The sequence below is a fragment of the Sphingomonas sp. Leaf38 genome, assembly GCF_001421825.1.
In the GTDB taxonomy this organism is placed as follows: domain Bacteria; phylum Pseudomonadota; class Alphaproteobacteria; order Sphingomonadales; family Sphingomonadaceae; genus Sphingomonas.
This window is the reverse complement of sequence record NZ_LMLD01000011.1, coordinates 4,847-29,616: the sequence shown is the minus strand read 5'-3', so window position 1 is coordinate 29,616 and position 24,770 is coordinate 4,847. Positions and strand designations below refer to the sequence as shown.

The 24,770-nt window shown below is 64.0% G+C and carries 34 protein-coding genes and 2 tRNA genes; 12 read left to right on the top strand and 24 right to left on the bottom strand.

Features of this window, described 5'->3' with window-relative positions; genetic code table 11:
* Positions 1-5: 5 nt before the first annotated feature.
* Positions 6-80 (top strand) — tRNA-Gly (locus ASE88_RS07525).
* A gap of 173 nt (positions 81-253) precedes the next feature.
* On the opposite strand, the gene ASE88_RS07520 is transcribed toward ASE88_RS07525, so the two are convergent.
* A complete protein-coding gene (locus ASE88_RS07520) occupies positions 254-1,108 on the bottom strand; it encodes a copper resistance protein B (RefSeq protein ID WP_321163409.1) in 855 nt (284 codons plus the stop codon).
* Here ASE88_RS07520 and ASE88_RS19450 point away from each other — a divergent pair.
* Positions 1,107-1,496, top strand: coding sequence for a hypothetical protein (locus ASE88_RS19450; protein WP_235527973.1), 390 nt, complete (start codon positions 1,107-1,109; stop codon positions 1,494-1,496). The genes ASE88_RS07520 and ASE88_RS19450 overlap by 2 nt on opposite strands.
* On the opposite strand, the gene ASE88_RS07515 is transcribed toward ASE88_RS19450, so the two are convergent.
* From ASE88_RS07515 to ASE88_RS18860, 5 genes are all read right to left on the bottom strand, one after another.
* Positions 1,444-3,294, bottom strand: coding sequence for a copper resistance system multicopper oxidase (locus ASE88_RS07515; RefSeq protein ID WP_082466381.1), 1,851 nt, complete (start codon positions 3,292-3,294; stop codon positions 1,444-1,446). The genes ASE88_RS19450 and ASE88_RS07515 overlap by 53 nt on opposite strands.
* A gap of 122 nt (positions 3,295-3,416) precedes the next feature.
* The gene (locus tag ASE88_RS07510) at positions 3,417-3,998 is read right to left on the bottom strand and encodes an RNA polymerase sigma factor (protein ID WP_056477278.1); all 582 of its coding nucleotides are present in this window, start codon (positions 3,996-3,998) and stop codon (positions 3,417-3,419) included.
* Positions 3,999-4,008: 10 nt separating this feature from the next.
* Positions 4,009-4,449: a periplasmic heavy metal sensor gene (locus ASE88_RS07505; RefSeq protein ID WP_056477275.1), complete on the bottom strand. Its 441-nt coding sequence runs from the start codon at positions 4,447-4,449 to the stop codon at positions 4,009-4,011.
* Positions 4,446-4,721 carry a hypothetical protein gene (locus ASE88_RS07500; RefSeq protein WP_056477272.1) on the bottom strand — a complete coding sequence of 92 codons (276 nt, stop codon included), beginning with the start codon at positions 4,719-4,721 and terminating at the stop codon, positions 4,446-4,448. Before ASE88_RS07500 ends, ASE88_RS07505 begins: the two co-directional genes overlap by 4 nt.
* 135 nt (positions 4,722-4,856) lie before the next feature.
* Positions 4,857-5,033: a hypothetical protein gene (locus ASE88_RS18860; protein WP_156356980.1), complete on the bottom strand. Its 177-nt coding sequence runs from the start codon at positions 5,031-5,033 to the stop codon at positions 4,857-4,859.
* 338 nt (positions 5,034-5,371) lie between these two features.
* Between ASE88_RS18860 and ASE88_RS07495 the strand changes: the two genes are divergently transcribed.
* Entirely contained in the window at positions 5,372-5,731 is a 360-nt protein-coding gene (locus ASE88_RS07495; RefSeq protein WP_055875010.1) for a DUF4440 domain-containing protein, read from the top strand.
* A 50-nt stretch (positions 5,732-5,781) separates the two neighbouring features.
* Here ASE88_RS07495 and ASE88_RS07490 read toward each other — a convergent pair whose 3' ends face one another.
* From ASE88_RS07490 to ASE88_RS07470, 5 genes are all read right to left on the bottom strand, one after another.
* The gene (locus ASE88_RS07490; protein ID WP_055875013.1) at positions 5,782-6,303 is read right to left on the bottom strand and encodes a hypothetical protein; all 522 of its coding nucleotides are present in this window, start codon (positions 6,301-6,303) and stop codon (positions 5,782-5,784) included.
* Positions 6,304-6,416: 113 nt separating this feature from the next.
* Complete coding sequence (locus ASE88_RS07485; protein WP_056477269.1) at positions 6,417-6,929, bottom strand: TIGR02594 family protein; 513 nt, start codon at positions 6,927-6,929, stop codon at positions 6,417-6,419.
* A gap of 52 nt (positions 6,930-6,981) precedes the next feature.
* Positions 6,982-7,542: a GDSL-type esterase/lipase family protein gene (locus ASE88_RS07480; RefSeq protein ID WP_056477266.1), complete on the bottom strand. Its 561-nt coding sequence runs from the start codon at positions 7,540-7,542 to the stop codon at positions 6,982-6,984.
* 427 nt (positions 7,543-7,969) lie between these two features.
* Complete coding sequence (locus ASE88_RS07475) at positions 7,970-8,200, bottom strand: hypothetical protein (protein ID WP_056477263.1); 231 nt, start codon at positions 8,198-8,200, stop codon at positions 7,970-7,972.
* Positions 8,200-8,502: a hypothetical protein gene (locus ASE88_RS07470; RefSeq protein ID WP_056477261.1), complete on the bottom strand. Its 303-nt coding sequence runs from the start codon at positions 8,500-8,502 to the stop codon at positions 8,200-8,202. The genes ASE88_RS07475 and ASE88_RS07470 overlap by 1 nt, the downstream gene beginning before the upstream one ends.
* Between ASE88_RS07470 and ASE88_RS18855 the strand changes: the two genes are divergently transcribed.
* Positions 8,501-8,818, top strand: coding sequence for a hypothetical protein (locus ASE88_RS18855; protein ID WP_156348163.1), 318 nt, complete (start codon positions 8,501-8,503; stop codon positions 8,816-8,818). The genes ASE88_RS07470 and ASE88_RS18855 overlap by 2 nt on opposite strands.
* A gap of 17 nt (positions 8,819-8,835) precedes the next feature.
* Here the strand turns inward: ASE88_RS18855 and ASE88_RS07465 are convergent, their stop codons facing one another.
* From ASE88_RS07465 to ASE88_RS07445, 5 genes are all read right to left on the bottom strand, one after another.
* Positions 8,836-9,483, bottom strand: coding sequence for an SOS response-associated peptidase (locus tag ASE88_RS07465; RefSeq protein WP_056477258.1), 648 nt, complete (start codon positions 9,481-9,483; stop codon positions 8,836-8,838).
* A 3-nt stretch (positions 9,484-9,486) separates the two neighbouring features.
* Complete coding sequence (locus tag ASE88_RS07460; RefSeq protein WP_055875031.1) at positions 9,487-9,822, bottom strand: hypothetical protein; 336 nt, start codon at positions 9,820-9,822, stop codon at positions 9,487-9,489.
* Between the two features lie 123 nt (positions 9,823-9,945).
* Complete coding sequence (locus tag ASE88_RS07455; protein ID WP_056477255.1) at positions 9,946-10,302, bottom strand: hypothetical protein; 357 nt, start codon at positions 10,300-10,302, stop codon at positions 9,946-9,948.
* A gap of 3 nt (positions 10,303-10,305) precedes the next feature.
* The gene (locus ASE88_RS18850) at positions 10,306-10,863 is read right to left on the bottom strand and encodes a hypothetical protein (RefSeq protein ID WP_156356979.1); all 558 of its coding nucleotides are present in this window, start codon (positions 10,861-10,863) and stop codon (positions 10,306-10,308) included.
* A gap of 18 nt (positions 10,864-10,881) precedes the next feature.
* A tRNA-Ser gene (locus ASE88_RS07445) sits at positions 10,882-10,974 on the bottom strand.
* A gap of 227 nt (positions 10,975-11,201) precedes the next feature.
* Between ASE88_RS07445 and ASE88_RS07440 the strand changes: the two genes are divergently transcribed.
* Entirely contained in the window at positions 11,202-11,954 is a 753-nt protein-coding gene (locus tag ASE88_RS07440) for a DUF1134 domain-containing protein (RefSeq protein WP_055875504.1), read from the top strand.
* A gap of 233 nt (positions 11,955-12,187) precedes the next feature.
* On the opposite strand, the gene ASE88_RS07435 is transcribed toward ASE88_RS07440, so the two are convergent.
* The gene (locus ASE88_RS07435; RefSeq protein WP_055875041.1) at positions 12,188-12,709 is read right to left on the bottom strand and encodes a DUF1993 family protein; all 522 of its coding nucleotides are present in this window, start codon (positions 12,707-12,709) and stop codon (positions 12,188-12,190) included.
* 117 nt (positions 12,710-12,826) lie between these two features.
* On the opposite strand from ASE88_RS07435, the gene ispG reads away from it, so the two are divergent.
* The gene (ispG, locus tag ASE88_RS07430) at positions 12,827-13,954 is read left to right on the top strand and encodes a flavodoxin-dependent (E)-4-hydroxy-3-methylbut-2-enyl-diphosphate synthase (protein ID WP_056477251.1); all 1,128 of its coding nucleotides are present in this window, start codon (positions 12,827-12,829) and stop codon (positions 13,952-13,954) included.
* 35 nt (positions 13,955-13,989) lie between these two features.
* Here the strand turns inward: ispG and ASE88_RS07425 are convergent, their stop codons facing one another.
* On the bottom strand, positions 13,990-14,151 hold the full coding sequence (locus ASE88_RS07425) for a hypothetical protein (RefSeq protein WP_156356978.1): 162 nt from the start codon (positions 14,149-14,151) through the stop codon (positions 13,990-13,992).
* Between the two features lie 428 nt (positions 14,152-14,579).
* Here ASE88_RS07425 and ASE88_RS07420 point away from each other — a divergent pair, with 428 nt between their 5' ends.
* The 3 genes from ASE88_RS07420 to ASE88_RS07410 all read left to right on the top strand — a co-directional run bounded on the left by ASE88_RS07420 (position 14,580) and on the right by ASE88_RS07410 (position 16,115).
* The gene (locus tag ASE88_RS07420) at positions 14,580-15,008 is read left to right on the top strand and encodes a hypothetical protein (RefSeq protein ID WP_056477245.1); all 429 of its coding nucleotides are present in this window, start codon (positions 14,580-14,582) and stop codon (positions 15,006-15,008) included.
* On the top strand, positions 15,005-15,208 hold the full coding sequence (locus ASE88_RS07415; protein ID WP_055875053.1) for a helix-turn-helix transcriptional regulator: 204 nt from the start codon (positions 15,005-15,007) through the stop codon (positions 15,206-15,208). The genes ASE88_RS07420 and ASE88_RS07415 overlap by 4 nt, the downstream gene beginning before the upstream one ends.
* 106 nt (positions 15,209-15,314) lie before the next feature.
* Positions 15,315-16,115 (top strand): alpha/beta fold hydrolase, encoded by an 801-nt coding sequence (locus ASE88_RS07410; RefSeq protein WP_235525614.1) that lies wholly within the window; start codon positions 15,315-15,317, stop codon positions 16,113-16,115.
* Positions 16,116-16,508: 393 nt separating this feature from the next.
* Here the strand turns inward: ASE88_RS07410 and ASE88_RS07405 are convergent, their stop codons facing one another.
* Together ASE88_RS07405 and ASE88_RS19445 are read right to left on the bottom strand one after the other, a co-directional pair.
* Complete coding sequence (locus ASE88_RS07405) at positions 16,509-17,087, bottom strand: outer membrane protein (RefSeq protein WP_162233407.1); 579 nt, start codon at positions 17,085-17,087, stop codon at positions 16,509-16,511.
* A gap of 377 nt (positions 17,088-17,464) precedes the next feature.
* The gene (locus ASE88_RS19445; RefSeq protein ID WP_235527871.1) at positions 17,465-17,947 is read right to left on the bottom strand and encodes a hypothetical protein; all 483 of its coding nucleotides are present in this window, start codon (positions 17,945-17,947) and stop codon (positions 17,465-17,467) included.
* Between ASE88_RS19445 and ASE88_RS07395 the strand changes: the two genes are divergently transcribed.
* Both ASE88_RS07395 and ASE88_RS07390 read left to right on the top strand, forming a co-directional pair.
* Positions 17,946-18,863 carry a DMT family transporter gene (locus ASE88_RS07395; RefSeq protein WP_056477239.1) on the top strand — a complete coding sequence of 306 codons (918 nt, stop codon included), beginning with the start codon at positions 17,946-17,948 and terminating at the stop codon, positions 18,861-18,863. The two genes, ASE88_RS19445 and ASE88_RS07395, sit on opposite strands and share 2 nt — an antisense overlap.
* On the top strand, positions 18,860-19,336 hold the full coding sequence (locus ASE88_RS07390; protein ID WP_055875059.1) for a GNAT family N-acetyltransferase: 477 nt from the start codon (positions 18,860-18,862) through the stop codon (positions 19,334-19,336). Before ASE88_RS07395 ends, ASE88_RS07390 begins: the two co-directional genes overlap by 4 nt.
* A gap of 31 nt (positions 19,337-19,367) precedes the next feature.
* Here ASE88_RS07390 and ASE88_RS07385 read toward each other — a convergent pair whose 3' ends face one another.
* The 4 genes from ASE88_RS07385 to ASE88_RS07370 form a co-directional block, all read right to left on the bottom strand.
* Positions 19,368-20,054, bottom strand: a complete 687-nt coding sequence (locus tag ASE88_RS07385) for a putative 2OG-Fe(II) oxygenase (RefSeq protein WP_056477236.1) — start codon at positions 20,052-20,054, stop codon at positions 19,368-19,370.
* A 30-nt stretch (positions 20,055-20,084) separates the two neighbouring features.
* The gene (ppa, locus tag ASE88_RS07380; protein ID WP_055875064.1) at positions 20,085-20,663 is read right to left on the bottom strand and encodes an inorganic diphosphatase; all 579 of its coding nucleotides are present in this window, start codon (positions 20,661-20,663) and stop codon (positions 20,085-20,087) included.
* Positions 20,664-20,737: 74 nt separating this feature from the next.
* Positions 20,738-22,663 carry a M61 family metallopeptidase gene (locus ASE88_RS07375; protein WP_056477233.1) on the bottom strand — a complete coding sequence of 642 codons (1,926 nt, stop codon included), beginning with the start codon at positions 22,661-22,663 and terminating at the stop codon, positions 20,738-20,740.
* A gap of 141 nt (positions 22,664-22,804) precedes the next feature.
* Positions 22,805-23,455, bottom strand: a complete 651-nt coding sequence (locus ASE88_RS07370) for a DUF1345 domain-containing protein (protein WP_056477230.1) — start codon at positions 23,453-23,455, stop codon at positions 22,805-22,807.
* Positions 23,456-23,504: 49 nt separating this feature from the next.
* Between ASE88_RS07370 and hisS the strand changes: the two genes are divergently transcribed.
* Positions 23,505-24,740 (top strand): histidine--tRNA ligase, encoded by a 1,236-nt coding sequence (gene hisS / locus ASE88_RS07365; RefSeq protein WP_056477227.1) that lies wholly within the window; start codon positions 23,505-23,507, stop codon positions 24,738-24,740.
* Positions 24,741-24,770: the final 30 nt, after the last annotated feature.

The following is a 24,770-nucleotide window of genomic DNA, read 5'->3' as shown; positions in this document are numbered from 1 at the left end:
CCAGAGCGGGCGTAGCTCAGGGGTAGAGCACAACCTTGCCAAGGTTGGGGTCGAGGGTTCGAATCCCTTCGCCCGCTCCAGTTTCCCAAAGGGAGACAGCGGCCCAGGCCGATGCGATCTTACCATAATCTGCGACAGAGATTGTTGTCAGGTCCGTGCTAGCCGGCAAACGAAATCGATCGAACCGTTTCGCCAAGTGCAGCCACTTTTATCAGGCTGCCATCAGTGCAGCATAATCACGGCGATCCGACGGTCAGAACCAGGTGCGGGCGCCGACTGCGAGCGCAAAGCCCCCACCGTCTTCGCCCTCGGCGCGCGCATAGCGGGCGGTAGCGCCATAGCGACGCTCCCACGATACGCCGACATAGGGGGCGAACTCCCGCGTGATCTCGTAGCGTAGTCTCAGTCCGAGCTCGGCGGTCGATAGTCCGGCGCCGATACGGCTGCCTGGCATATCCTGTGCCGCGACGTTCAATTCGATGCGGGGTTGCAGCGTCGCGCGCTGGGTCAGGCGTTGATCATACCACGCCTCGGCACGCGCCAGCGCGTCGCCCTTGTCAGAGAGGAACACTGCGCCTTCGACGTCGAACCAATAGGGCGCGAGCCCCTCGATGCCCACCGTGACATAGGTTCGCTTGGCGCCAGCGCCCAAATCCTGGCGGAAGCCGGCCTGAAGATTCCAATAGGGGTCAAGTGTGCGCGAATACAGCGCCTGCACCTCGGCGCTCTTGACCTTGTCGCCGAACCCGCCCTCGCCCTCGCTCTTGACCACCAGCCGGTCGATGTCGCCGCCGAACCAGCCCGCTCCGTCCCAGCGATAGCCGTCACGGCCATTTCGCACCTGCACCTCGGCGAGGTTGAACAGAATTTGGCTCATTTGCATGCCGCCATGCTCGTCGCGCATAATCCGGTTGGCCGTCGCCATCGTCGCGGGATCATAGAAGCGTGCCGCCGCCAGCGTGGTCGGAGGCGCAGGGGGCGGGGCATCGCCTGCCGGTTGATCGGTGCCGACGGCCAGAGAGTGTGCGGCGCCGCCATTCGGTGCGGCCGGCGAGCAATGGCCCATGGCGGCGTGATCGGGTGGGCACGCGGTTGCGGCTGCAGGCATGTCGGGCATTGCATGTGGTGGCGCGGCTTCACGGGTAGTGGTGGGTTTGCAATGGCCCATGGCGGCATGCTCGGCCGAGCAGGCGACATTCGGCGGCATGCCCATCGCGGGCTTCGCGGAGGCGACCGGTTTGACGGTTTGCGACGGCGCCGATGCTGCCTTCCCAGGCTTGGAGTGTCTCGGCGAAGGTCTTTTAGGCATGGGCTTTTTTGGCGCCGGTTTGGGAGACGCGGGTTTGGACATGACCATACCGGGCATCTTCATCCCGCCCATGTCGTGCATCTGTGCCGCAGCCGGCATCGCCGTGATGGTCGCAACGAGAAAGCCGAACGTCTTCATGCCGCCGCTCCGTTGCCGTGAGTCCCCGCGCCATCGGGACGTACGGTGACGACCTGCATCATGCCCGCGTGCATATGATAGAGCATGTGGCAGTGGAACGCCCAGTCGCCGACCGCATCCGCGGTCAGGTCGAACGTCGCGGTGCCACCGGGAGCGACGTTGATGGTGTGCTTGCGCGGCGCATGGTCGCCATGGCCGGTCACTAGCTCGAAGAAATGGCCGTGCAGGTGGATCGGATGCGCCATCATCGTGTCGTTCACCAGCGTTACGCGGACGCGTTCACCCTGCCGGAACGGGATCGGAGCCTTGACCTCGTTCAGCTTCACGCCGTCGAACGCCCACATATAGCGTTCCATGTTGCCGGTGAGGTGGATCTGCATCCGGCGGGACGGCGCGCGCAGATCGGGGTTACGCTCAAGTGCGATGAGATCTTTGTAGACCAGCACCGTGTGGCCGACGTCGCCAAGCCCTTGTGGCGGTTCGCCGGTGCGATCCATCGGCATCGGCGCAACAGTCTGCACGGTCGGTGTCTTCGGCAGGCCGGGCGCGTTCGCAAAATCGCGCATGGCGTGGCTCATCGCCGGCATGGCCGGCTCACGACCCTGCGGTTCACCAAGTGTGCAATGACCCAAAGCCGCATGTTCGGGACGACACAGGGGAGGGGGGGACTCGTTCCCACCATGATCCATGCCCGTCATGTCCATGCCTGCCATAGCGCCGTGATTCATTCCGGCCATGTCGCCCATACCCATGTCCTTCATCGTCGTGAGCGGGCGTGTGCGCAGCGCAGGGACTGCGGCGGCCATCCCGACCCGTGGCGCCAAAGTCGCGCGCGCCATTCCAGACCGGTCCCAGGCTTCAGCGACCACCGTATAGGCGGCGGGATCGACCGGCTTGACGATCACGTCATAGGTCTCCGCGACCGCGATCTGGAACTCGTCGACCGCAACTGGCCGCACGCTCTGCCCGTCGGCCTGTACGATCGTCAGGGTCAGGCCTGGAATGCGAACGTTGAAGTTGGTCATCGCCGACGCATTGATGATCCGCAGCCGGATGCTCTCGCCCGGCGCGAACAGCGCGGTCCAGTTGTCCGCGGGACCGTGGCCGTTGACCAGATAGGTGTAGGTGGACCCGGTCACGTCGGACACGTCGGTTGGATCCATCCGCATCCTGCCCCACATTTTTCGCGTGCCTGCGGGCTGATCGCGTCCCGCGAGCATCCCGGCAAGTGTCTGTTTCTGATAGTTGAAATAGCCGCCTTGGAGCTTCAGCTTGCGAAAGATCGCGTGCGGATGCAGCGGGCTGTGATCCGACAGCACGACCACGTGTTCGCGGTCGAACATAATCGGATCAGCACCGGCGGGATCGATCACGATCGGGCCGTAATGCCCCATCTGCTCCTGCAACCCCGAATGGCTGTGATACCAATAGGTCCCGGCCTGGATAACCGGAAATTCATAGGTGAAGGTGGTCCGTGCCGGGATGCCTGGAAAGCTGATTCCCGGTACGCCGTCCATCTGGAACGGCACGAGCAGGCCGTGCCAGTGGATCGAGGTTTCCTCGTCGAGATCATTGGTGACCGCGAGCCGTACGGTCTGCCCCTGTTTCAACCGGATCAGCGGCGCGGGGACGGTGCCGTTGATACCGATCGCGTGCGAGGACTTGCCGTTGATCGTCATCATCTGATGCGCGACCTTCAGCGCGATGTCGGTACCCGATAGGGTCACAGGCGGGGTCGCGATCCCCGCCGATACCGGCTGCGCCCAAGCCGGCAACCAGGGCGCCGCCAACGCGCCGCCGCCTAGCGTGGCCTCGCGCAGAAAGCGGCGGCGGGTCAGTCGTGTCATACGGATCCTCGGGCAATACACGGCGGCGTCATATCGTTCATACGGCTGTGAGACGTCGATCCCTCATGCGGGCGATTATTCTGATGCCGGCTTTGGCGGGTGAGGGGCTGTTGAATTCTGGTCTATGGCCGAGCTACTGCGTCCGCCGCCAGAGCAGCGCGGGCACGCCGTACACGCGTCTCCACCGCCTTTGCGGTGATACCGAGCGCCTCGGCGGCTTCCGCTTGGCTGAGTTCGTCGACCGCGCACAGCAGCAGCGGATCGCGCAGCGACGCGGGCAGGCGCGCGATGCCGGCAAGCGTGCGTGCCAGATCGTCGCGATCGATCGCCTGCGCTTCCGTATCCGCGGCGGCGTCGGCGATCTGGTCGCCAGCCTCGATCGGCAGAACGCGCGTTAGGAAGCGGCGGACCCGTCGTCGTCGATGCCAGTCGCGGCTTTTGTTGATCGCGATCCGCGCCAGCCACGCGCGCAACGACCGGCTCGCGTCAAAGCGTCCGAGCGCGGCATGCGCCGACACGAAACTTTCCTGGAGCAGATCGAGCGCATCGTCGGGATCGCCGATCTGCGCGACGATCAGGCGATAGAGCGGTTGCTTGTGACGCCGCATCAGTGCGGCAAACGCGGCCTGTCGTCCGGCCAAGGGCCCCCTGAGGTGAAGGGCGACCAGCGCGGCATCCTCGAGCAGGTCGAGATCGAAGCTCATGAGCCAATGGTCATTGGCTAGGCGTCAGTGCCTGTACCACGACCCGGTCGAACGCCGCCGTCTGGTCGGAGCGCATGAGTCGGCGCATCGCGAAAACGTGCGCCAGCGTCGCTTTCTGCAACGCGCCCATCGTATGATGCGATCGATCGACCGCTGCCGCGACCGCCGGGCCATTGTCATGCTCGCGCTCGATCGCGGCGGCGAGACGCACGTTGTCCGCACGAAGTTGACCTTCGAGCGCGGTACGCAGGGTCGCAAAACGCGCTTCCAGCTCATCGAGTGCGACCTCCTGCCGGACGTCCAGCGTAATCTCGCGGTGGAGCAGCGCGTGGAGCTCGGTGCCGTGGGACGGACGTGCCGACAGGATATTGCCACCGATCAATACGCCCGCGACTGCTGCAAGAAACGCGAGCAGGATCGTCAGCATCGCGCGCCGAAACGCCTGCGTCATCGGCCCAGCAACGTCGATGGCGCCAGCGCGGCGTCGATGCCGATCGGACTCGCCGCCTGCGCTGGTGTCGCGCCGCTGCCCCGACTGATGCCGCCGAACAGGCCCAGCGCGAGCGCCGCGCCGACCGACCACGCGCCGATCGTCCGGCTTGTCATGCGGGACCGTGCATTCTTTTCGATCGTCGCGAACACGTCCGCCTCGAGCGCGTCGAGCGTCGCCGGCACCGGCATCGCCGCCAGCTGGGTTAGTCGATAATTGACAGCATCCTGCATCGTTCGCTCCCCATTGCCTCAAACATACGCACCACGCTGCGTAATCCCCCATGTTCCCTGTGCGCGCCGATACATTTACCGTCCGGCAAAGGGACAGTCCCGCGCCGGTCGCCAGCACCACGGCATCCGGCGCGGTCAGCCGGGCCGGGCGGAGGCGCTTGATCGCGCGCCGATGATCGCCGCATCGTCGGCCGTGAATCCGAATGCGGTTCGGTACGGGAAGATGAAGCGACAGCCAGGCGTCGCGCCGTCCCGCATACGATGAATAAGGTGCGGCGCAAGAACGTCTGCCAGTTTGGCGTCTTCGCTCATTGGGACGATGGTCGGTCATCGGGCATGAACAGGACCACGCTTCATGCAGAATGCAGAACGCTCGAACCAGCGAACTCACCAGCGTCATGGGCTCACGGAAGGCATCGGGTCCGCGAGGCGGCTTGCCGACGCGGGCGTTGCCATAGTCGTCGGCCGCAGCGATCAAACTCAGCGTCGATTGCGCGGTCGCATAGATGGCCGACACGTCGCAGCGATGACCAAACGCGTGGCCACGGCAACATAGGATGCTCGCGCGATCAAAACCCCGTCATCCAATCACTTCATGAGGAACGAACCGGGGTGTTTCCGCGCTCGACTGCAAGAGAAGGAGACATGGAATGGACGACAATCGGGTATGGGACTTTGAAGAAAGTCTCTGGATCGGGAATGCCGAGCAGTACCGCGCGCTTATCGACGACGAGTGCGTGATGGTGCTGCCCGAGCACCCCTTTGTGCTCACGGGCGCCCAAGCTATTGAAGCCGTCTCGGATACGCCCCGCTGGTCGGATGTCAGCTTCAGCGAACAGCAGATCATGCGGCCGCAGGAGGGCCTGATCGCGATCGCCTACAAGGCCGAAGCCAAGCGTGACGGATCAACCGGTTATACCGCCTATTGCACGACGACGATGCGGCGGCTCGAACACGAGGAGTGGCGGGTCGTGCAACATCAGCAGACCCCTGCGCCGGTTGCACGCTGAATGTAAGTCATCGAGGGGGGGCGTGCGCCGCCCCCTCGAATCGCGGACGGTTACGCCACGGCTTCTTTGGTACGCGTGGCGGTGTGGCCACCAGAGCGATACAGCACGTCGGCGGCGTCCTCCGAGGTAATGCCGGCAGTGCTGGTATCGACCGATACGAACACACCGCCCTCGTTGATGCGCCCCTCGTAATAGCTTGCGTCGACTCGGCTGACACCGTGGTCGGTCATCACTTTCTCAAGACCCCCGACGGCACCGCCAAGCGCCGCACCCGTAATCGCGGCACCGGGAATCGCTGCGGATGCGATCGCACCTGCGGCGACCAGCGGACCGACACCGGGGATGGCGAGCGCCGCAATGCCGAGCAGGGTCCCGATACCGGCGCCGGCCGCGACCTTGCCAACGAATTCCTGCGTGTCGTTGCCGGCGCCGTCGGCCGTCGTGTTCTTGCCGTCGTGTTGCGCGACGACCGAGATGGCGGTGTCGTTCACCCCGGCTGCGCGAAGCTCCGACACCGCGCGCTCTGCTTCGGCGTGAGTATCGAAAACGGCGGATATGAGGTTCGTGCTCATTGTGGTTCCTGTCGACATTTCAGGTTGCAGATGGTCTTAGAAGCGGTGTCGACCGATGATCGTTCCAGATATTGAGGGTTACCGCGGCGGTAACCGAGAATAGGATCCCGCGGTCAGGATTCGTCGGTCGAGATCGGCTTGCGCGCGGCCATCTGCATCGGCTTGCCGATGACAGGACGACCTGACGGCCAGCGCCGCGCAATGCACCGATCCTTGGCGACTCTTGCGACCGTGACGGCATCGCCCTGATTGCCCCCGAGAACATGATACGCCGCGGCATCCTCGCCGATATAGAATCCGACATGACCACCGCCCGGACGCTCGAAAACCAGCACCGCGCCCGGTGCCAGCCGTTCTGGACGAAGTGCCTGCCCCCATGTCGACCACGACGTCGCACGGACCGCGATCGCTATGGGCTCGATTCCGTCTTCCTGAAGGCAGTAGGCGACGAACACGCCGCACCACGGAACGCTGTCGGCGTTGTAGACTATGCCCAGGACTTTTGTGCCGAGCCGCTTGGCCCAACCGAGAATGGTGGAGCTGTTCGCCGAACCGGCAGCCTCTTTGGTGCCCAGCTTCGCCCTCGCCGCCTTCAACCACTTCGGCTCTGTCGCCACGATGCTCACCCCCTATACCGACGCGCGCCGAACGGCCCGCGGTACGCTTGAACGCGCGGCGCTACACCATCCGCTCCACCACCGGCCGCAGCGCGGCCACAACCGCACCGATCGCCTTCGCATTCGGATGCACCCTATCTCCCAGCACCATTTCGGAATGACCCAGCACACCTGGCGGGAAGAATGGCCAAATCGTCGCACCGTGTTCGGCCGCCAGCGCCGCATGGATGCCCAGATAAGCAGCGGCGCGGTCACGCAGCAACGCCGGCGGCTCGACGGTCGTCAGGATCACGGGAATGCCGCAATTGCGCAGGCTCAGCAGGATCTGTCCGAGTTGTGCGCGGGTACAGACCACGGGCGCCTGCCGCAGGACGTCGTTCGGCCCGACCTGCACGATCGCGAGCGCCGGAAGCTGAGTAAGGCTGGACAGCAGCCGGGGCAGCCGCCGCAGGACGTCAGCGGTCATATCGCCCGACACACCGGCGTTCATGACAGACACGTTGGGATATCGAGCCTGCAGCGAGGACTGGAGCTGTGCCGGAAAGCTGTCCGCGGCGGCTAGTCCGTATCCCGCAATGAGGCTGTCGCCGATAGCGAGGATTAGAGGTGGGACGTTTGGCATAAGTCGCTGGCAGATAGGTCGCAGGCGTAGCAATATAAGGTCACATGAGCGTCCGAGCGGCACTTCCCCTTGTGATATTGCGCTAGTAGCGATCCCGTCACTAGACCGCGATTGCGGTGCGACAGCGACTGGCCGTTCGGTAGCGTGCACCGGGCACGACGCGGATCTACCGCTTGACTAAGCGACCCGCTCCAAAATCCGGCGCTCGTGCTCCCCTTATCCGAACCTTGGTACCGCTCGAGCACTGAGAGCGTACACAATGGCCGCAATCTAGCTCGACGATTTGCCCGTTAGGGGCAAGACCGCACATGCTTTTTATGGACGGCCGTGACCGCGTCGCAGGGCCCCATCGCGCGTGGAAGATGTTTTCGGAAATGCGGTCGCCAACAGGGACGACCGACATTCCCAAGCCAGGGACGGTGCGCGTTTAGCCCATATCCTGCTTGCGCGCGCCCGCAATCATGGACTGGGCAATCTGGCGGACCGCTTCGTCGTTTTTGGTCTCGTCAGTTGCTGGATCCCCGAGATGATCGAGGCTTTGCTCCATAAAATCGAGAAGCCCGGCGTGCCGTGCCTCGACATATTCCATAAGCTTGAACAGCAGATGCTCGGTCGCGATTTCGCGCTGTCGGGTCTGCGTTGCGGTGTCAGTCGCCATTACCAGACCGCCTGCTCGGACGCATCGAATTCGTTGAACGCCTCGCGCACTTCGCTAGCAGTCTCGTCGTCGGCAACCTCGACCGTGACGACGACCTTGCCGTTCAGTTCGGCGTCGTCACGTGCTTCGGATCTTGAGTCGCCAGTCTTCTGATCGGAACCGTCCTCGGCTATGCCTGCGGTGTTCTCTCCGCCGTCTGCGGTTATGGCAACCTTCGCGCGATCAATCTCAAACTGTTGAACAATCCGCTCTACGGTCATCTCCGCTTCGCGCCGTGTATCGAACTTTGCGGTCAATTTCATGATGCTAACCCTCAAGCCGGCATGGCTTGATAGGAGAACAGTTCAGATCGCGCGCGGTGCCATGACAGTTGCATTCCGCGCGATGATTGACCTGATGGAGGTGCCACGACATCCTCATGACGGAGCAACATCAACCCATCGACCTTGCGAGGCTGTATCGGTGCCACAACGCTATCTCAAACCCGACCAGCGGCTTCGCGAGCATCTCGAAGACGCACTTGCTGAAGCCGATGGCTTTGGATTGACGGTCGTCGCGGCCTTGATATCCGAAGCGCTTGATGCACTGGGTCCTCCCACCAATGGGGGGATCAGGTGAGGATCGTCATAGATTGATCATGGCCTCCCGCGCGTCGGGAACACCGGGCCTCGCACCGTCATCTTGTCGGCAGGGTATGGACGTTGAAGCGCGAGCACGTCGTCATAGCTGCCAGTCAGCCAGCGCTCGTGATCGTCCGGTCGCAGGATCGTGATCATTGCCTTCGGATGTATCGGCGCCACCAGTTCGTTCGCGTCGCAAGTGACCATCGCGAAATACCGGCTATCGCCAACCTGCCGCCAGAAACCGGCGATCGCGAACACGGGCTGGTCCGTCGCTGCGAACCACATCTCCCCCTTGATCGGCTTCTTACCATCGCCGAGGTCGGTGGTTTCGCGGGCCCATTCGCAAAACTCTGTAAGAGGGATCAGGCACCGGTTAGCCGGGTCACTGACGAGCGATCGCCATTGCGGCAGATGCAGGGTACGCACGTTGGTCTGCGCCAGCTTGCGACCGGCCTGCTTCGCCTGCCCGGCCAGAACGTCCCATTCCATGACGTCGAGCCCGCGGCGGTTCGCTTCGGTCCGCACGACATAGGCGCGACCGAACGGGCGCAGCTCTTTCGGATCGAACCGGTTGTCCATCGGCTTCGCTGCAAGCCATTCCGCACCGAACCTTTCGGTGATGGTTTCTGGCTCACCGTCGAACCGTGCGCGATTACACATCGATCAGATTCCGAAACCGCGACGCTTGATCTCGCCGAGCAGCACTTCGGCCACCGGATGCCCAATTTCGCCGCCCGATTGCTCATAGGCGCTCGTCAGATCCGCGTCCGATGCGGTGCTCAGCAGGGCACGGACTTCGGCGCTGAAGTCCCCGACTTCGTTAGCGGCTGCTTCTGCTGCGTCGTCGCTCGTAATTGCGGGCTCGTCACCGGGAGCCGGCGCGTGGGCCATCACGGCGTCCCGCTTAAACATGTCGAAGGCGTCGGCAGCTTCGTTGCGCTCCTCCAGTGCGATCTCGAGGAGGGTGAACAGGTCGAGCGACGGTGCGGTGTTTTCCATCGTGGAAGCCTAGGCCCGGTTCGTTGCTCCGCGCAACATGGCACTGACGCACGTCGTTGGCTCGGCGAGTTATCCGTCCGATAACAGCTTATCCGTCCGATAACAGCGTCGGTCGCGATCACGCTAGCGAGGATCGCCCATCCGTTTCAGGTTCGCGGTGTCCAACCGATGTCGACGACTCTGGGCCTGTCGGCTGCCTCGCAGACCCGCCATGGTCAGCTGCTTGTCCCGGACGTAGGCGTAGACTCCACTGACGGCGAACGCAGAAATCCTGCTAATGTGCGCTTTTTGCGCAGCCTGCGTTGCGGTGACGTTATCGAATTCAAGAAACGCACGGCGCGTCAGCGGGTTCTCGAACGCGAGCCCGATTACTGCGATCAATTCTCGCTCATCGGGTACTAGATGGTTGACGTTGGACATCAACGGCGCGGGTGCGGCGATGTCGGCCCGATCCAGTAGGTGTAAACGCAGCTTGAGCACCGCTTAGTCTGCTGCGAGCGTCACGGCAAACTCCGTCATGAACGTGGCGAACCTTTTGGCGTCGGAACCGACTGCGCGAAGATGCACATGGATGCGGTCGAAGTCTTCGTCGCCATTGGGGATCGGGTCGGCGATACGATCAACCCCGGTGCGCGATCCGTTGGGCAGCGCATAACCGGCGGCGGCGGCGAACAGGTTTTGCTCGTTGGAGACCAGGATGTTGCTTGCCACATTAAAGAAACCCTGGTCGCCCTTCGATGCGAAGCCGAGCGCGACGCCGGCGTGACGAATCTCGCTAGTCCGCAAACGGGCGCTGAACGGTTTGGGATATAGCGCGACTCCCCGGCGCCATCGTCGCGCTCGCGTTGGTCTGGAAAAGCCGGCACCCTGATGCAGGCTTGGCCCATTCACGCCTTCCGCCTTCTCTGAGCAGCAGGGTCGGTCGGTAGCGACGCTACCCCCTAACCAACTCACGCTGTCGAAACGGGTCGAAATGACGCAAGCATCAATAGGCGGCGCGACGCCAAGCCATTGTTTGACCAAGGTTTTAAGCTGGAGCACGCAACCCTGAGCGGGATATGGCGGAGACGGAGGGATTCGAACCCTCGGTACCAGTAAACCCGGTACGGCGGTTTAGCAAACCGCTGGTTTCAGCCACTCACCCACGTCTCCGGCTGCGGCAGATGCGGGGCTATAGCGAGGGTCTTCATAGGGAGCAACGCCTGTAATTCGCACGGCTCGGGAATTCTGTCATTCTTAATCCTCCTGCCCGATCCTGCTACTCATCCCGTATTCGCCCAAATTCGACACGCCCGTTCGGTTCGTTCATTGCGTGGCAAGCCCGACGTTGATTAACTTGATCGACGACAGGGCGCCTTCGTTTTTGGGGATTGATCAACATGCGTAGCTTCTGGCTTGGCCTGGGTGCCTTAGCGACGACCCTGTGCTGGACTGGTGCATCCGCGCAGGTCCGTACAATCGATCCCAACCGAGCAATTGACGGCGACCTCTCCGCGGAGGCTTATTCCGCGCCATCGCATACGCAAGCAGCGACCCAGCCGTCGCGCCCGGCCTATCCTGAAACACCTGCGCAGACCGAGCCGGTCACGCCGCCGCCTGCCAATGAACCAGCGCCCGAAACGCGCGCCGAGGCAACGATGCAGGCCGCCGATACCTATCAGCGCGATGATCTGCTTGCGGCTGGCGAAGGCGTTTTCGGTAAGGGCGCGGCAGGGCTGGGCGGGATTCTCGAAAATATTCTTAAGGATCAGGGTCAACCCAACGCCTATATCGCAGGGCGCGAGGCATCCGGCGCGTTCATCCTCGGGGTGCGCTATGGCTCGGGTATCATGAGCCACAAGGTCGAGGGCCAGCAACCGGTTTATTGGACAGGACCATCGGTGGGCTTCGATGTCGGTGGGGACGCGAACAAGGTCTTTGTGCTGGTCTACAATTTGTATGATACCGAAGAGCTTTACAAACGCTTTCCGGCGGTCGAAGGCCGTTTGTATCTGGTCGGGGGGTTCGCGGCGACCTATCTGCGCCGGGGCAACGTCGTCCTGATCCCGATCCGTCTGGGCGTCGGCTGGCGCGCGGGCGTCAATGTGGGATACATGAATATCACGCACAAAAGCCGCTGGTTGCCGTTCTGATCTAGGCGTGACGGGGGGCAAACGGCTCATAACGGGATCGGTGTAGCTGCGGCCGTCGTGTTGCGTGGCGGCCGGGTGCTCAAGAGCGTCGTTCTAGGATCTGCATGAGGTGTTACGCGACCCGCTCAAACGCTTTGAACGCGCCCATCATGATGGCAGGGCAACCGTCAAGAGCTTGTCCAAAGGCGCAAGACGCGTGCGGGTATCGCTCGGTGTTGGCGGTTGAGATTTGCTTACGGCTTCATGCGAGGAGCACCGAGAAAATCGCGCTTGCCGAGTTTCATGCCTTGCGCGCGTAGGATCGCGTAGGCGGTTGTGGCGTGGAAGTAGAAATTGGGTTGGGAGAAGGACAGGAGGAAGTTCGCGCCGGTGAAGGGCATCGTGACGGTCCCGAACTCGAACCGGGTATCGGCGTCCGCGAGCGCATCGAACGCCTCCCGGTCGATCGCCTCCAGCCGCGCGATCGCATCGCGCACCAGCGCATGGAGCCCGGCGAAGTCGGTCGGCCACGGCGACATGTCGGGGGCGAAGCGACCGCCGCGGACGCCGTCGATCCCGCCGACCGAATGCACCGCGCATGATTTCACCTGATAGCCGAACGGCAGCATGTCGTCGGCGAGCCGCGCGCCGATCAGCGCGGCGGGCGCAAGACCCCGCTCGGCGGCAAACGCCTCCGCCTTGTCGAGCAGCGCGTCGACCGCGCGGAGAATCTGGAGGTTCGAGGGGATCGTCGCATCGTAAAGGGAAAACGTCATCGCCCAAGCTCCTATAGTGCGCGCGCCGCTATGACCGACATTGGCGACCCCCGCCAGCGATGTTCCGTTCCGACGCGCTAGTCGCTATATACGCGCTCGAACTCCCGAGGAATCCCCATGTCCCTTCGTCCCTGGCGCGATATCACCCGCCGCACGAGCCGCCAGATCATGGTCGGCACCGTCCCCGTCGGCGGCGACGCGCCCGTCACCGTGCAGACGATGACCAACACGCCGACCGACGACGTCAAGGCGACCGTCGACCAGATCCGCCGCTGCGAAGAGGCGGGCGTCGACATCATCCGCGTCAGCTGCCCCGACGTCGAATCGACCACCGCGCTGAAACAGATCGTCCGCGCATCCCGCGTGCCGATCGTCGCCGACATCCACTTCCACTACAAGCGCGCGCTCGAAGCGGCGGACGCGGGCGCGGCGTGCCTGCGGATCAACCCGGGCAATATCGGCTCGGCAGCGCGCGTGAAGGAGGTCGTCGACGCGGCCAAGTCGAACGGCTGCGCGATCCGCATCGGCGTCAACGGCGGCAGCCTCGAGCGGCACCTGCTCGAAAAATACGGCGAGCCATGCCCCGACGCGCTGGTCGAATCGGCGCTCGATCATATCAAGCTGTTGCAGGACCACGACTTCCACGAGTTCAAGGTCGCGGTGAAGGCCTCCGACCTGTTCCTCGCGGTGGCGGCGTATCAGCAGCTCGCCGAGCAGGTCGATTGCCCGCTGCATCTCGGCATCACCGAGGCGGGCGGGTTCGTCGGCGGCACGGTGAAGTCGGCGATCGGGATGGGCAGCCTGCTCTGGTACGGCATCGGCGACACGATCCGCGTCTCGCTCTCCGCCGAGCCCGAGGAGGAAGTCCGCGTCGGCTTCGAGATCCTCAAAGCGCTCGGCATCCGCAACCGCGGCGTCCGCGTCGTCTCGTGCCCATCGTGCGCGCGCCAGGGCTTCGACGTGATCCGCACCGTCCAGGCGCTCGAGGAACGGTTGCAGCACATCCGCACGCCGATGAGTCTCAGCGTCCTCGGCTGCGTGGTGAACGGCCCGGGCGAAGCGCGCGAGACCGATATCGGCATCACCGGCGGCGGCAACGGCAAGCACATGGTCTACCTCTCGGGCGTCACCGACCACCACGTCCAGGACGCCGACATGGTGGACCACATCGTCCGGCTGGTCGAAGCCAAGGCCGCCGAGATCGAGGCGGCGGACGCAGCGATACTGGCCTCGGTCGCCGCCTGAGGCGCCGAATCAGTCGCGGGGGTCAGTGTCGGGGGTCAGTCGCGGGGGCCAGTGCCGGCTCCCCGCCGCCCGCGCGCCGATGCCCGTACCAGCACCGCCGTCGACAGCAAAATTCCCGACACCAGCGCCCCGATCGACAGGATCCCGCCGCTCGTCATCCTGACCGACGCCACCACCCCGCCCTTGCCGAACGACACCGAAACCTTCGCCCGATGGACAGCGGGGGGACGGGGCGGATGCGATAGCGCGTCGTATTGCATGACGATCAAACGCCGAAGCCAAGCCGGGGTTCAGTATCTGGGTCAGGCGACCGTTGGGTAGGGGAGAGGACGATGATGTGCTCTCGCCACGCGTCATCCCGGACTTGATCCGGGATCCAGGGCCACGAGCGGTGCCGCCCGAAACTCTGGATCCTGACTTTCGCCAGGATGACGGGATGGGAGGAAAGCGGACGGTCCGCTTTGAGAATGGGGTGGCAATTAGCGGACGTTGCTGATGGGCTGCCGCCTTTCGCAAAAATGGTGACGTTGGGGATATAAAACTCACTTCCGCTGGAAAGCCTGCTTGACGTAAAGTGTGCTTTCCATGACAAGCGTCCTTCACAACGAATCGAAGGGGCTTCCAAATGACCGTCCACGTCGCCAACACCCGCTACCGGGACCCCGCAACCAAGCGATATAATCGCCGGATGATCGGCGCGATGCTTAGTTACATCGTGTTGCTGTTCGGCGTGCAACGTGCCTTCGACCTCGACGCTATGCACGGCCCTGCTCGCTGGGTGCTGGCGGCACTGCCAGGACTGCCGATCGCGGCCGTTTTCTGGCTGATCGGCGACATGATCCTGGACATGCACGACGAATATCTACGGCTTCTGGAAGTGCGCAAGGCGATGATCGCGACCGGCGTGACCATGACGCTGGTATCCATCCTGGGTTTCCTCGAGATGCTGGGCGGCGCGCCGCATCTGCCGCTCTTCTACGTACCTGTACTGTGGTTCGGATCACTGGGAGTCGGCCAGTGCGCCAACATGCTGATCGAGCGTCAGAGGTCGTGATCAATCATCTGCGTGCGTTACGCGCTGCTCGCGGATGGTCGCAACAACATCTCGCCGACCTTTTGGAAGTGAGCCGGCAGAGTGTCAACGCGATCGAGACCGGACGCTACGATCCATCGCTTCCACTAGCCTTCAAGCTCGCCGAACTGTTCGACCTCGCCATCGAAGACGTCTTCGTCAGCCCTTCAAAGGAGCAATAACATGATCCGTGACCTCGGTTTGAGCATCGCGGTATCAGCCATGACTATCGGCACCGCTTTCCATCCTGTCGCAACCCATGCCGCAGCATCCAATCGGATCATGCAGATGCCGCACATTTCAGCGATTTCCATAGGCGAAGGCACGCCGGTCGTCCTGATCCCCGGCCTGTCGAGCCCTCGAACCGTGTGGGACGGCGTGGTAGCTGGTCTTGCCAAGGACCACCGCGTCTATGTGGTACAGGTCAACGGTTTTGCCGGCGACGCCCCAGGTGCGAACCTGTCGCCTGGCATACTCGAAGGCATAGTCGAGGACCTCCATGCGTTGATCGAACGCGAGAAGATCGCAGGTGCCGCGATCGTTGGTCACTCGATGGGAGGGCTCGTTGCGCTGAAGCTGGCCGAGAAGCATCACGCCGATCCCGGTCGGATCATGATCGTCGACGCACTACCTTTCATCGGCACGCTATTTTCACCCGCCGCGACCGTCCCCATGGTCGAGCCGCAGGCCAAGGCGATGCGCGACGCGCAGGTGGCCAGCTATGGCAAACCCGTCAGCGACGCGGCCGCGCAGGCGATTGCAGATCGGCTGGCATTGAAGCCGGTATCGCGTGCACTTGTGTCGGGCTGGGTGAAGACGGCCGATCCGAGAGTGTCCGGCGCCGCGATGTACGAGGACATGACCAGCGACCTGCGACCCGTGATGAAGACGATCGTGACGCCGATTACGCTGGTCTATCCTTGGTCGGTCGGCGGGCCGACCAAGCCGCAGGCGGATGCGATGTATCATGCAGCGTACAAGGATGCGCCGCATGTCACCTTCGTCGATATTGGTGATGCCCGGCATTTCGTCATGCTCGACCAACCGGCACTGTTCCAGAAAGCGGTCGGTGCGTTCCTGTCGCGCTGATATATTGCGATGCGCCCTGCAGAGGTAGGGCGGCTGCTTGCCGCTCTGAAGTCAAATCACCGGTTGACCCAAGTCGCGCGCCACTCATCGATCTAGCCTTTCTCCGTTTGCAACCCCAACCTGAGACCGTCGATTTGGCAGCGTGCAAGCAGCCGTCCCGTCATCCCCTTTCGCCAATCTGTTCCCGTTCGATCATTCTCGAATTTGCCAACCGGAGATCGAAAAATAGGAAAGATCGAAATTAACGAATGTCCGCTTTCGGTGTTGCGGAGCGGCAATCGGGGCGTCTTTTGTTGGGCGAAAGCGGACGAGCGAAGGTCGGCCCTCAGGATCGACTCGAAATATTCTTCTATTTGGAGAGGATGGCGCGCGCCGCATAGCGCGCGCCATCCGTCAGAAACGAATCCCAATGCCGCCCAGGACATTTTGGCGCGAGGAGTGGCTGTAGTAATTCGCGTACTTGTACTCAGCGCTGACGTAAAAGTTTCGGACCAAAGAATACTCGATCCCGCCACCAACCTGATAACCGTCCGTACGATATCGGGTATTGAAGGCAGTGCCGCCGGCGGGATCCCCCGTAAATGTCTTTCGCTGGCTGTCGTTGGCGTAACCCGCCTTGCCAAAAATCAGCAGAGCAGGGGTCGCCAGGTAACCGGCTCGAACCGCGATTCCAATTTCTCGGCGCGTCTCCGTGCACACCCGGCCACCTAATACACCGCTCGCGCAGCTTTGGCCTTTGGTATCGAGATAGCTGACCTCGGGTCCGACAACGATTTTCTCGCCGATGATGCCGTCCCAGCCTGCAGAACCGCCATAGGCAAACTTGTCATCATGGTCGCCATTGGCCTGTATCCGATCGACGCCAGCCTTTGCTTCAAGGCGAAACCCGCGGAACGACGTACTTTGAGCGAATGCCAAAGATTCGCATGCAACCAGTGCGATAGCTCCTACCACAGCCTTATATTTAGCCATTAGCATCCTCCTAATCTTATCGTTATCCAACCGGATCGGTTTCCCTTGGTGAATATCGAACAGATTTGGTCGGATTGTCACGACCCAAAACACAAATGTAATAACCACCGCCCTCGGCATAACTATTTGTCAGGCGTTTGTATTTTACAATGTATTGACCGCCCAACACGTTGGTGTTGGACTTTACGCTCAGGTTTGGGCGCTCAGGTTTGGGCGCTCAGGTTTGGGCGCTCAGGTTTGGGCGAAAATCGGCGACGCGCCTCTATTGTCGATACTGCGCATCCCAATGAGTCGAACGCGGGCACAACTTATTGGACGTGATGGCACCGCAACGTCCGAGCGGCACCAGCGTCCGAAACGGGAAGCGGACCTGCCGTTCATCGCCAGATTGCGCGACCTTTTCCATAGCCGGGATATCCGTCCTCGAACAGGTCCATGAAACGACGGCGAACCAGATCGAGTTCGCCGATAAGGTCTTCCGGAAAAGCTGCCTGCCCGGCCTCGTCGATCAGATCAAAGAGCCCCAGCATGACCTGTTGCATCCGCTCTGCCGGATCGACCGGCACCCCATACGCGTCGCGTTCGATGTCCAGGCAAGCGCGGCCGGGGCGTTCGCCGCGCACGAGGATGCGGGCGACCTCGTCTACCTCCGGGTCACGCGCGATGGCGTCGGAATCGGAAGGGTCGCGAATCGCGTCGCCACGATCAGTGTCATTTCGCGCTGTCCTCCACGCCCGCATCTTGTCAGAGCGGTGCCATGATCGCGCGTACCCTTCTTTCCGCAAGCCCGGCAGCCGGTGCGGGAGGGGTGTTTGGAACGCGACGCAGCGTGAACTTCCGCCGCGGATCGATGCGCGCATGACCCGTCCCGCCCCCGCCCCCGCTACCGTCACCGCCCCCGCTACCGCGTTCGCCGTCGCCGCACTGGGGATCGGGCTCTTCTCCGTCATGGATGCGGTGATGAAGTCGCTGGTGCTCGCGATCGGCGTCTATAACGCGCTGTTGTGGCGGCAGATGCTGAGCGTCGGGCTGGGCGCGGTCGCGTGGAAGCTCGGCAACAGCGGGCGGCCCAGCCGACGCGCGCTGAAGCTCCACGTCGCGCGCGGGCTGGTGACGACGGCGATGGCGGTGCTGTTCTTCTGGGGCCTTGCGCGCGTGCCGATGGCGCAGGCGATCTCGCTGACCTACATCGCGCCGATCCTTGCGCTTCTGCTTGGCGCGGTGACGCTGGGCGAGCGGGTCGGGCGCAGGGCGGTCTTCGCGTCGATCGCGGCGCTGGGCGGCGTGCTGGTGGTGATGATCGGGCAGGGGCGCGGCGTGACGGGGCCCGAGACGCTCCACGGTGCGCTCGCGGTGCTCGGGTCGGCGGTCCTATATGCGGTGAACCTGGTAATCGCGCGGCTGCAGAGCCAGGCGGCGCGACCGGGCGAGATCGCGTTCTTCCAGGCATTGGTCATCACCGCGACGCTGGCGCTTGCCGCGCCGTGGCTGGCGGCGGTGCCCGAGGCGGTGCAGTGGCCCAAGCTCGCGCTTGCCGCGGGGCTGGCGACCGCGTCGTTGTGGCTGCTCGGCTGGGCCTATGCGCACGGCGACACGGGCTTTCTCGCGACGACCGAATATACCTCGTTCGTCTATGCCGCGGGCCTGGGTTTCCTCGTGTTCGGCGAGCGGGTATCGGCGTTCACGCTGGCGGGCGCGGCGATCATCGTCGTCGCGTGCCTGTACGCGGCGCGACGGCGTGACATCGCGCAGACATCGATCGAGGCCACCGCATGACGCTTATCCGTTCCGCCACCCGCGCCGATGTCGGCACGATCCTGCGCTTCGTGCGCGAACTCGCCGCGTTCGAGCGCGAGCCGGACGCGGTCGAGGCGACCGCGCCGATGCTGGCGGAGGCGTTGTTCGGCGCGCGGCCGGCGGCGGAGGCGGTGATCGCCGAGCGCGCCGAGGGTCCGCTCGGGTTTGCGGTGTTCTTCCACAATTTCTCGACCTGGACGGGAAAGCGCGGGCTGTATCTCGAGGATCTGTACGTGACGCCGGACGCGCGCGGGCAGGGGGTCGGGGCGGCATTGCTGGCGCATCTCGCGGGCGTGGCGCTCGATCGCGGGTGCGCGCGGTTCGAATGGTCGGTGCTCGACTGGAATGCGGACGCAATCGCCTTTTATCGCAAGGTCGGCGCGGTCGGCATGGAGGACTGGACGATCCAGCGTCTGTCCGGCGACGCGCTCGCGCGGCTGGCGGGGCGGTAGGCGGTAGGCGGGGGCCGGGGGCCGGGGGCCGCTAGTCCTTCACGTCGATATTCATCGCGATCGAGATCCGGTCGCCGGTGCCGAGATGCGGACGGACGCCGTGCCGGAGCCAGGCGGGAAACAGGACCAGGTCGCCGGCCTCGGTCGGCAGGCGGCGCTCGATGGGCTGCGGCTGGCCGTCGGTACCGACCAGGCGAAAGCCGGGCAGGCGCATGAACGGGACGGGGAAGCGCGGGTCTTCGAAGAACAGCGCGCCGCCCGCTTCGCCCGAGACCTCGCCCGAGGCCTCGCCCGAGAGTGGGGGCTGGCCCATGTCGACATAATAGACCGCCGCCCACAGCACGCCGGGATGCGCGTGGCTCATGTTCAGCGCGCCGGGGGGCGAGACGTTCGCCCACATCTTGACGGTCCATTCGAGCGACGCGGGATCGCGGCCGTCGAAATGCGACGCGCGCTTGGCCATCTTCACCGCGGTGTCGGCTAGCGCGACCGCGGCCGGACCACCCCAGTCGAGCATGTCGGTGGCCGAATGCCAGCCACCGACATTGGAGCGCGCGAGGCTGGGCATAGCGGCATGGCGGTCGCAGATCGCGGAGCGCAGCGCCGCGGTCAGCGCGGCCGCATCGGCGAGCCGGCCATGCAGGATCGGCGTCTCGTACAGTCCGATCTGCGCCGCGCGGACGCGGATACCGTCGAACGGGCGAGACGCCGTGGTCATGCGATCAGCCGCCGGCCGTCGGGGCAGCGATCAGCGACCGGCGGTTTCGTCGGCGTCCATCGGCTCTTCGCCCTTGGCCTTCTCGGCCTCGTAGCGCTCGATCGCCTCGATCGTCACGCGCTTGGCCTCATCGGCGTCGCCCCACTTGCCGACGCGGACCCACTTCTTCTTCTCGAGGTCCTTATAGTGGGTGAAGAAATGCTCGATCTGCTCGAACACGATCTCGGGCATGTCGGCACGCTCGCCGATATTGGCGTAATAGGGGAACACCGAATCGACGGGCACGCAGACGAGCTTCTCGTCGCCGCCGGCTTCGTCCTCGAGGTTGAGCACCGCGATCGGGCGCGCGCGGACGACGCAGCCCGGGATGAACGGCGAGCGCGCGATCACGAGCGCGTCGAGCGGATCGCCATCGGGGCTGAGCGTGTGCGGCACGAAGCCGTAGTTCGCCGGGTAGCGCATCGGCGTGTGCAGGATGCGGTCGACGAACAGCGCGCCCGAGGCCTTGTCGAACTCGTACTTCACGGGTTCGCCGCCGGTCGGCACTTCGATGATGACGTTGAGGTCCTCGGGCGGGTTCTTGCCGGTCGGGATGAGATCGATACGCATGGCGGTCCTTTCAAATGACGATGCCGGCGCTCCACGATGTGGGGAGCGACCGGCACCGGTAAACATGTTGCTGGTCAGCGCGGCATCAGCAGCCTGTCCAGCCCGCCGTCACCATTACCCACCTTCTGCAGGCGCGGATAGCGCGGGCCGTCATGGTAATCGAGCGTGATGTCGCGAAAACGGTCATTGTTCTTTACAGTGAGCCGGATCGGCTCCTTCGTGCCCTTGGCCGCCAGGATCGCGGCCTTGATGCGCTCCGACGAATAGGCCTCGGCGTTGACCGCCTCGATCTCGGTGCCGATGTCGAGGCCGGCCTTGAACGCGGGGCTGTCCCAGATCGACGACGTCACCACGCCGTCCTTGTTGATCACCATGCCGAGCGAATAGCTGACATCGGTGCCGCGCGTCTTTTCCGCCTGCTTGAGATACGGGCTCTGCTCGGGACCGTAGACGAGCTTGTAGCCGTTCATCGCAAAGCCGTTGATCGGCGCGGGCTTGCCCGTCTCGGTCAGGCGGGTGTTGAGGAACGTCGCCCAGTCATAGGGGACGATGGCGTCGAGCGTCCTGGCGACGTCGGCGAAGGTGTAGGTGAGCTCGCCATAATCACCGTCGCGGACGCCGAAGAAGGCGCGCGCGAAATCGTCGATCGACTTGGTGCCGCCCGACTTCTGGCGGAGCATCGCGTCGACCTCCATCCAGACCATCAGGCCCTCGTTGTAATAATCCTCCGACCGCTGCCAGCTGGTCCAGCCCTTGGGTTTGCGCGCGGAGATGACCGGATCGTTGGTCGTGTCGATCAGCGGGCGCCACTGGCGGCCGGGCGCGGTGTCGTAGATGCCGAGGATCGAGGCGTAACCGTCGAGCGTGTCCTGCTTGCTGACCAGCCCCGAGCGCGCCTGGAGGACATAGCCCCAGAACTGCGTCTGGCCTTCGTAGACCCACAGCAGCGAATCGCGCATCGGGGTGCGGAAATCGGGCGTCCACAGGTCGGCGCCGCGGCGGAACTTGCCGTCCCAGCTATGCGTGTATTCGTGCGGCAGCAGGTTGCGCGCGGCGGCGCCCGTCTCCCACTCGGTGAAATAGCCGGGGCGGACGCCGTTCTCGGAGCTGCGATGATGCTCGAGGCCGATGCCGCCGAGCTGATCGGTGATCGACAGCAGGAATTCGTAGCGGTCGTAATGCTGTGCGCCGAACGTCTTGACCGCCTGGTCGACGAGCCGCTTGTGCGCGTCGATCTGCTCGGGCTTGGCGGCAAGCTGGTCGGGGCTGTCGGCGAAGACGTTGAGATCGACGCGCGGGGAGAGCGGCCAGACCTTGCCGTATTTGCCCGCGAGCGTCGGCGAATCGACGAGGATCTCGTAGTTGGTCGTGTCGTAGCTGTAGGTCGAGCCCGAGACCTTCGCCGGCACCGCACCCGCGGCGGTCCAGCCGGTCGGATAGGTGACGGTCATCTTGATCGGGATCTGGCGCGTGAAATAACCCGCCGGGTAGAGGCTGACGAGGTTGGGCTCGAGGCTGATCATCGTCGGCGTCATGACGACGCGGCCCTGGTCGCTTTTGGTCGCGGAGATGAACTGGAACTCGGCGACCAGCGTCTTGGCGCCCGTCGGTACGTCGATGTGGAACGCGAACACGTCGACCGGGTCGCGCGTCCAGGGGACGATCCTGCCGTTCGCGCGGATCACGAGGCCCGCGAGCTTCTCGATCTCGCCGCGCGGGCTATGCGCGCCGGGCAGCCATTTGGGGTAGAGCAGCGCCATCGGCCCGGACTTGGCGACCGGGATCGTCTGCTTGACGCGGAAGATGCCGCGCTCGGTATCGGTCGCATCGACGTCGAGCAGCAGCGTGCCCGGATAGGGCGTGTCGACCGCGTCGGGGATCGTGTCGACGAACGGTACCGGCTGCGGCGCGGTGTTGCCTGCGGGCACCTGCGCGGCGGCGGGTATGGCGACGGAGACGGCGGAGGCAAGCAACGACGCGACGATAAGCTTACGGATCAAGGATATGGCCTTCCGGCAAAGAGACGATGACCCGAGGTGTAAGCGCGATAAAGGGCAGCCGTCCAGTCCTTTGCCCGGGGCGTGGGTTGAGGCCGCACGCCGGCCAAACCCCCTTCCGTCAGGATGACGACGTCGGGAAACTCAGCCGCTGCCCAGCACGTTGATCGTGAACGCCAGCACGCCGATGTTGAACACGAACGCCGCCATGCACTGGCCGAGCGCGGCTTTGCGGACGCGGCGCGACGTGATCTCGACGTCGGAGGTCTGGAACGTCATCCCCAGCGTGAACGCGAAATAGGCGAAGTCCCAGTAATCGGGCTCGTCGCAGCGCGGGAAATCGAGCCCCTTCGCGTCCTTCCCCGCGGAATCGTCGACATAATAGAGATGCGCATAGTGCAGCGTGTAGATCATGTTCGAGAACAGCCAGGCGAGCGCCAGCGTCGTGATCGTCAGCGCAATTCCGACCGCGTCGTTCTTGCCCTGCAGTTCCTTCGCCACCGCGACCAGGATGACGAGCATGATCGTGCCGCTGAACCCGAGCAGCACCGCGCGGTTGGCGTCGTTCTCGTGCGCGGCGCGGCGCATCCGCTCGGCGCTGGCGTTGCGGAACAGCGTCGCGACCGCGATCAGGAACACCGCGGCGGCAAGGTCGAAGGCCCCCATCGTGCCCCGGCCGAGCCCGACGCGCGGGATCATCGTCACCAGCCCGATCACGAACACCAGCACGAACAGGACGAAGCGCGGCGGGGCAACGCGTTGGCCCAGGCCCCAATATCTGGCTTTGGTCGTCATGGCACGGCGCTAGCGCTTCGCGGGCACGTCGCCTAGATACGCGCGCATCATGGCAAGAATAGAAACTCCGCGCCGCATTCGTGGCACCCAGGATATTTTCGGTGACGAGCAGCGCCGGTTCGCGCACGTCCTGGCGACGTTCGAGCGCGTGCGGGCGCTGTATTGCTTCCAGCGCATCGACATCCCCGTGTTCGAGTCGACCGCGGTGTTCGCGCGCTCGCTCGGCGAGACGACCGATGTCGTGTCGAAGGAAATGTACACGTTCGAGGATCGCGGCGGCGATTCGCTGACGCTGCGGCCCGAATTCACCGCCGGCATCGCGCGCGCCTATCTGACCGAGGGCTGGCAGCAGTTCGCGCCGCTCAAGATCACGACCAGCGGCCCGGTGTTCCGCTACGAACGCCCGCAAAAGGGGCGGTTCCGGCAGTTCCACCAGATCGACGCCGAGGTGATCGGTGCGGCCGAGCCGGCGGCGGACGTCGAACTGCTCGTGCTCGCGGACCAGCTGCTGCGCGAGCTCGGCATTGCCGAGGGCGTGACGTTGCAGCTGAACACTTTGGGCGACGCCGAGACGCGCGACGCGTGGCGCGCGGCACTGGTCGCGCATTTCGAGGCGCATCGTGGCGAGTTGTCCGAGGACAGCCTGACCCGGCTCGAGAAGAACCCGATGCGGATCCTCGATTCGAAGGATCCGCGCGACCGCCCGATCGCCGACAGCGCGCCCGATATCGACGCGTATCTGACGCCCGAGGCGCGCGCGTTCTTCGACGCGGTGACCGCCGGGCTCGATGCCGCGGGCGTCGCGTGGGAGCGCAATGCGCGGCTGGTGCGCGGGCTCGATTACTACCGCCACACCGCCTTCGAGTTCGTGACCGATCGGCTAGGGTCGCAGGGGACCGTGCTGGCGGGCGGCCGCTATGACGGGCTGATCGGCTCGCTCGGCGGGCCGGAGACGGCGGGGGTCGGCTGGGCGGCAGGTGTTGAGCGGCTGGCGATGTTGCTAGACGAGCCGGTTGAGCAGCGTCCTCAAGTCATCGTCGTTGCAGAGGATGAAGACTCGGTTCTTGATGCGATCGCTTCCGTCTCCAAGTTGCGGAGAAACGGGTGGTCCGCCGATTTGGTTGTTTCAGGTTCGCCACGGAAGCGCTTTGACAAGGCCGTCAAAGCAGATCCGCAGGCAATCGAAAGCGTTCGTCGTATCGATGGCCAGCTCGTTCGAAGGTTGAAGGTGCTTGGAACCGAGATCGAAGGGCTTGAAGCCCAATTGAAGACGCTCCTGTCGTGATAGGTCATTCGCAAATCCTCCCCGTGCCGG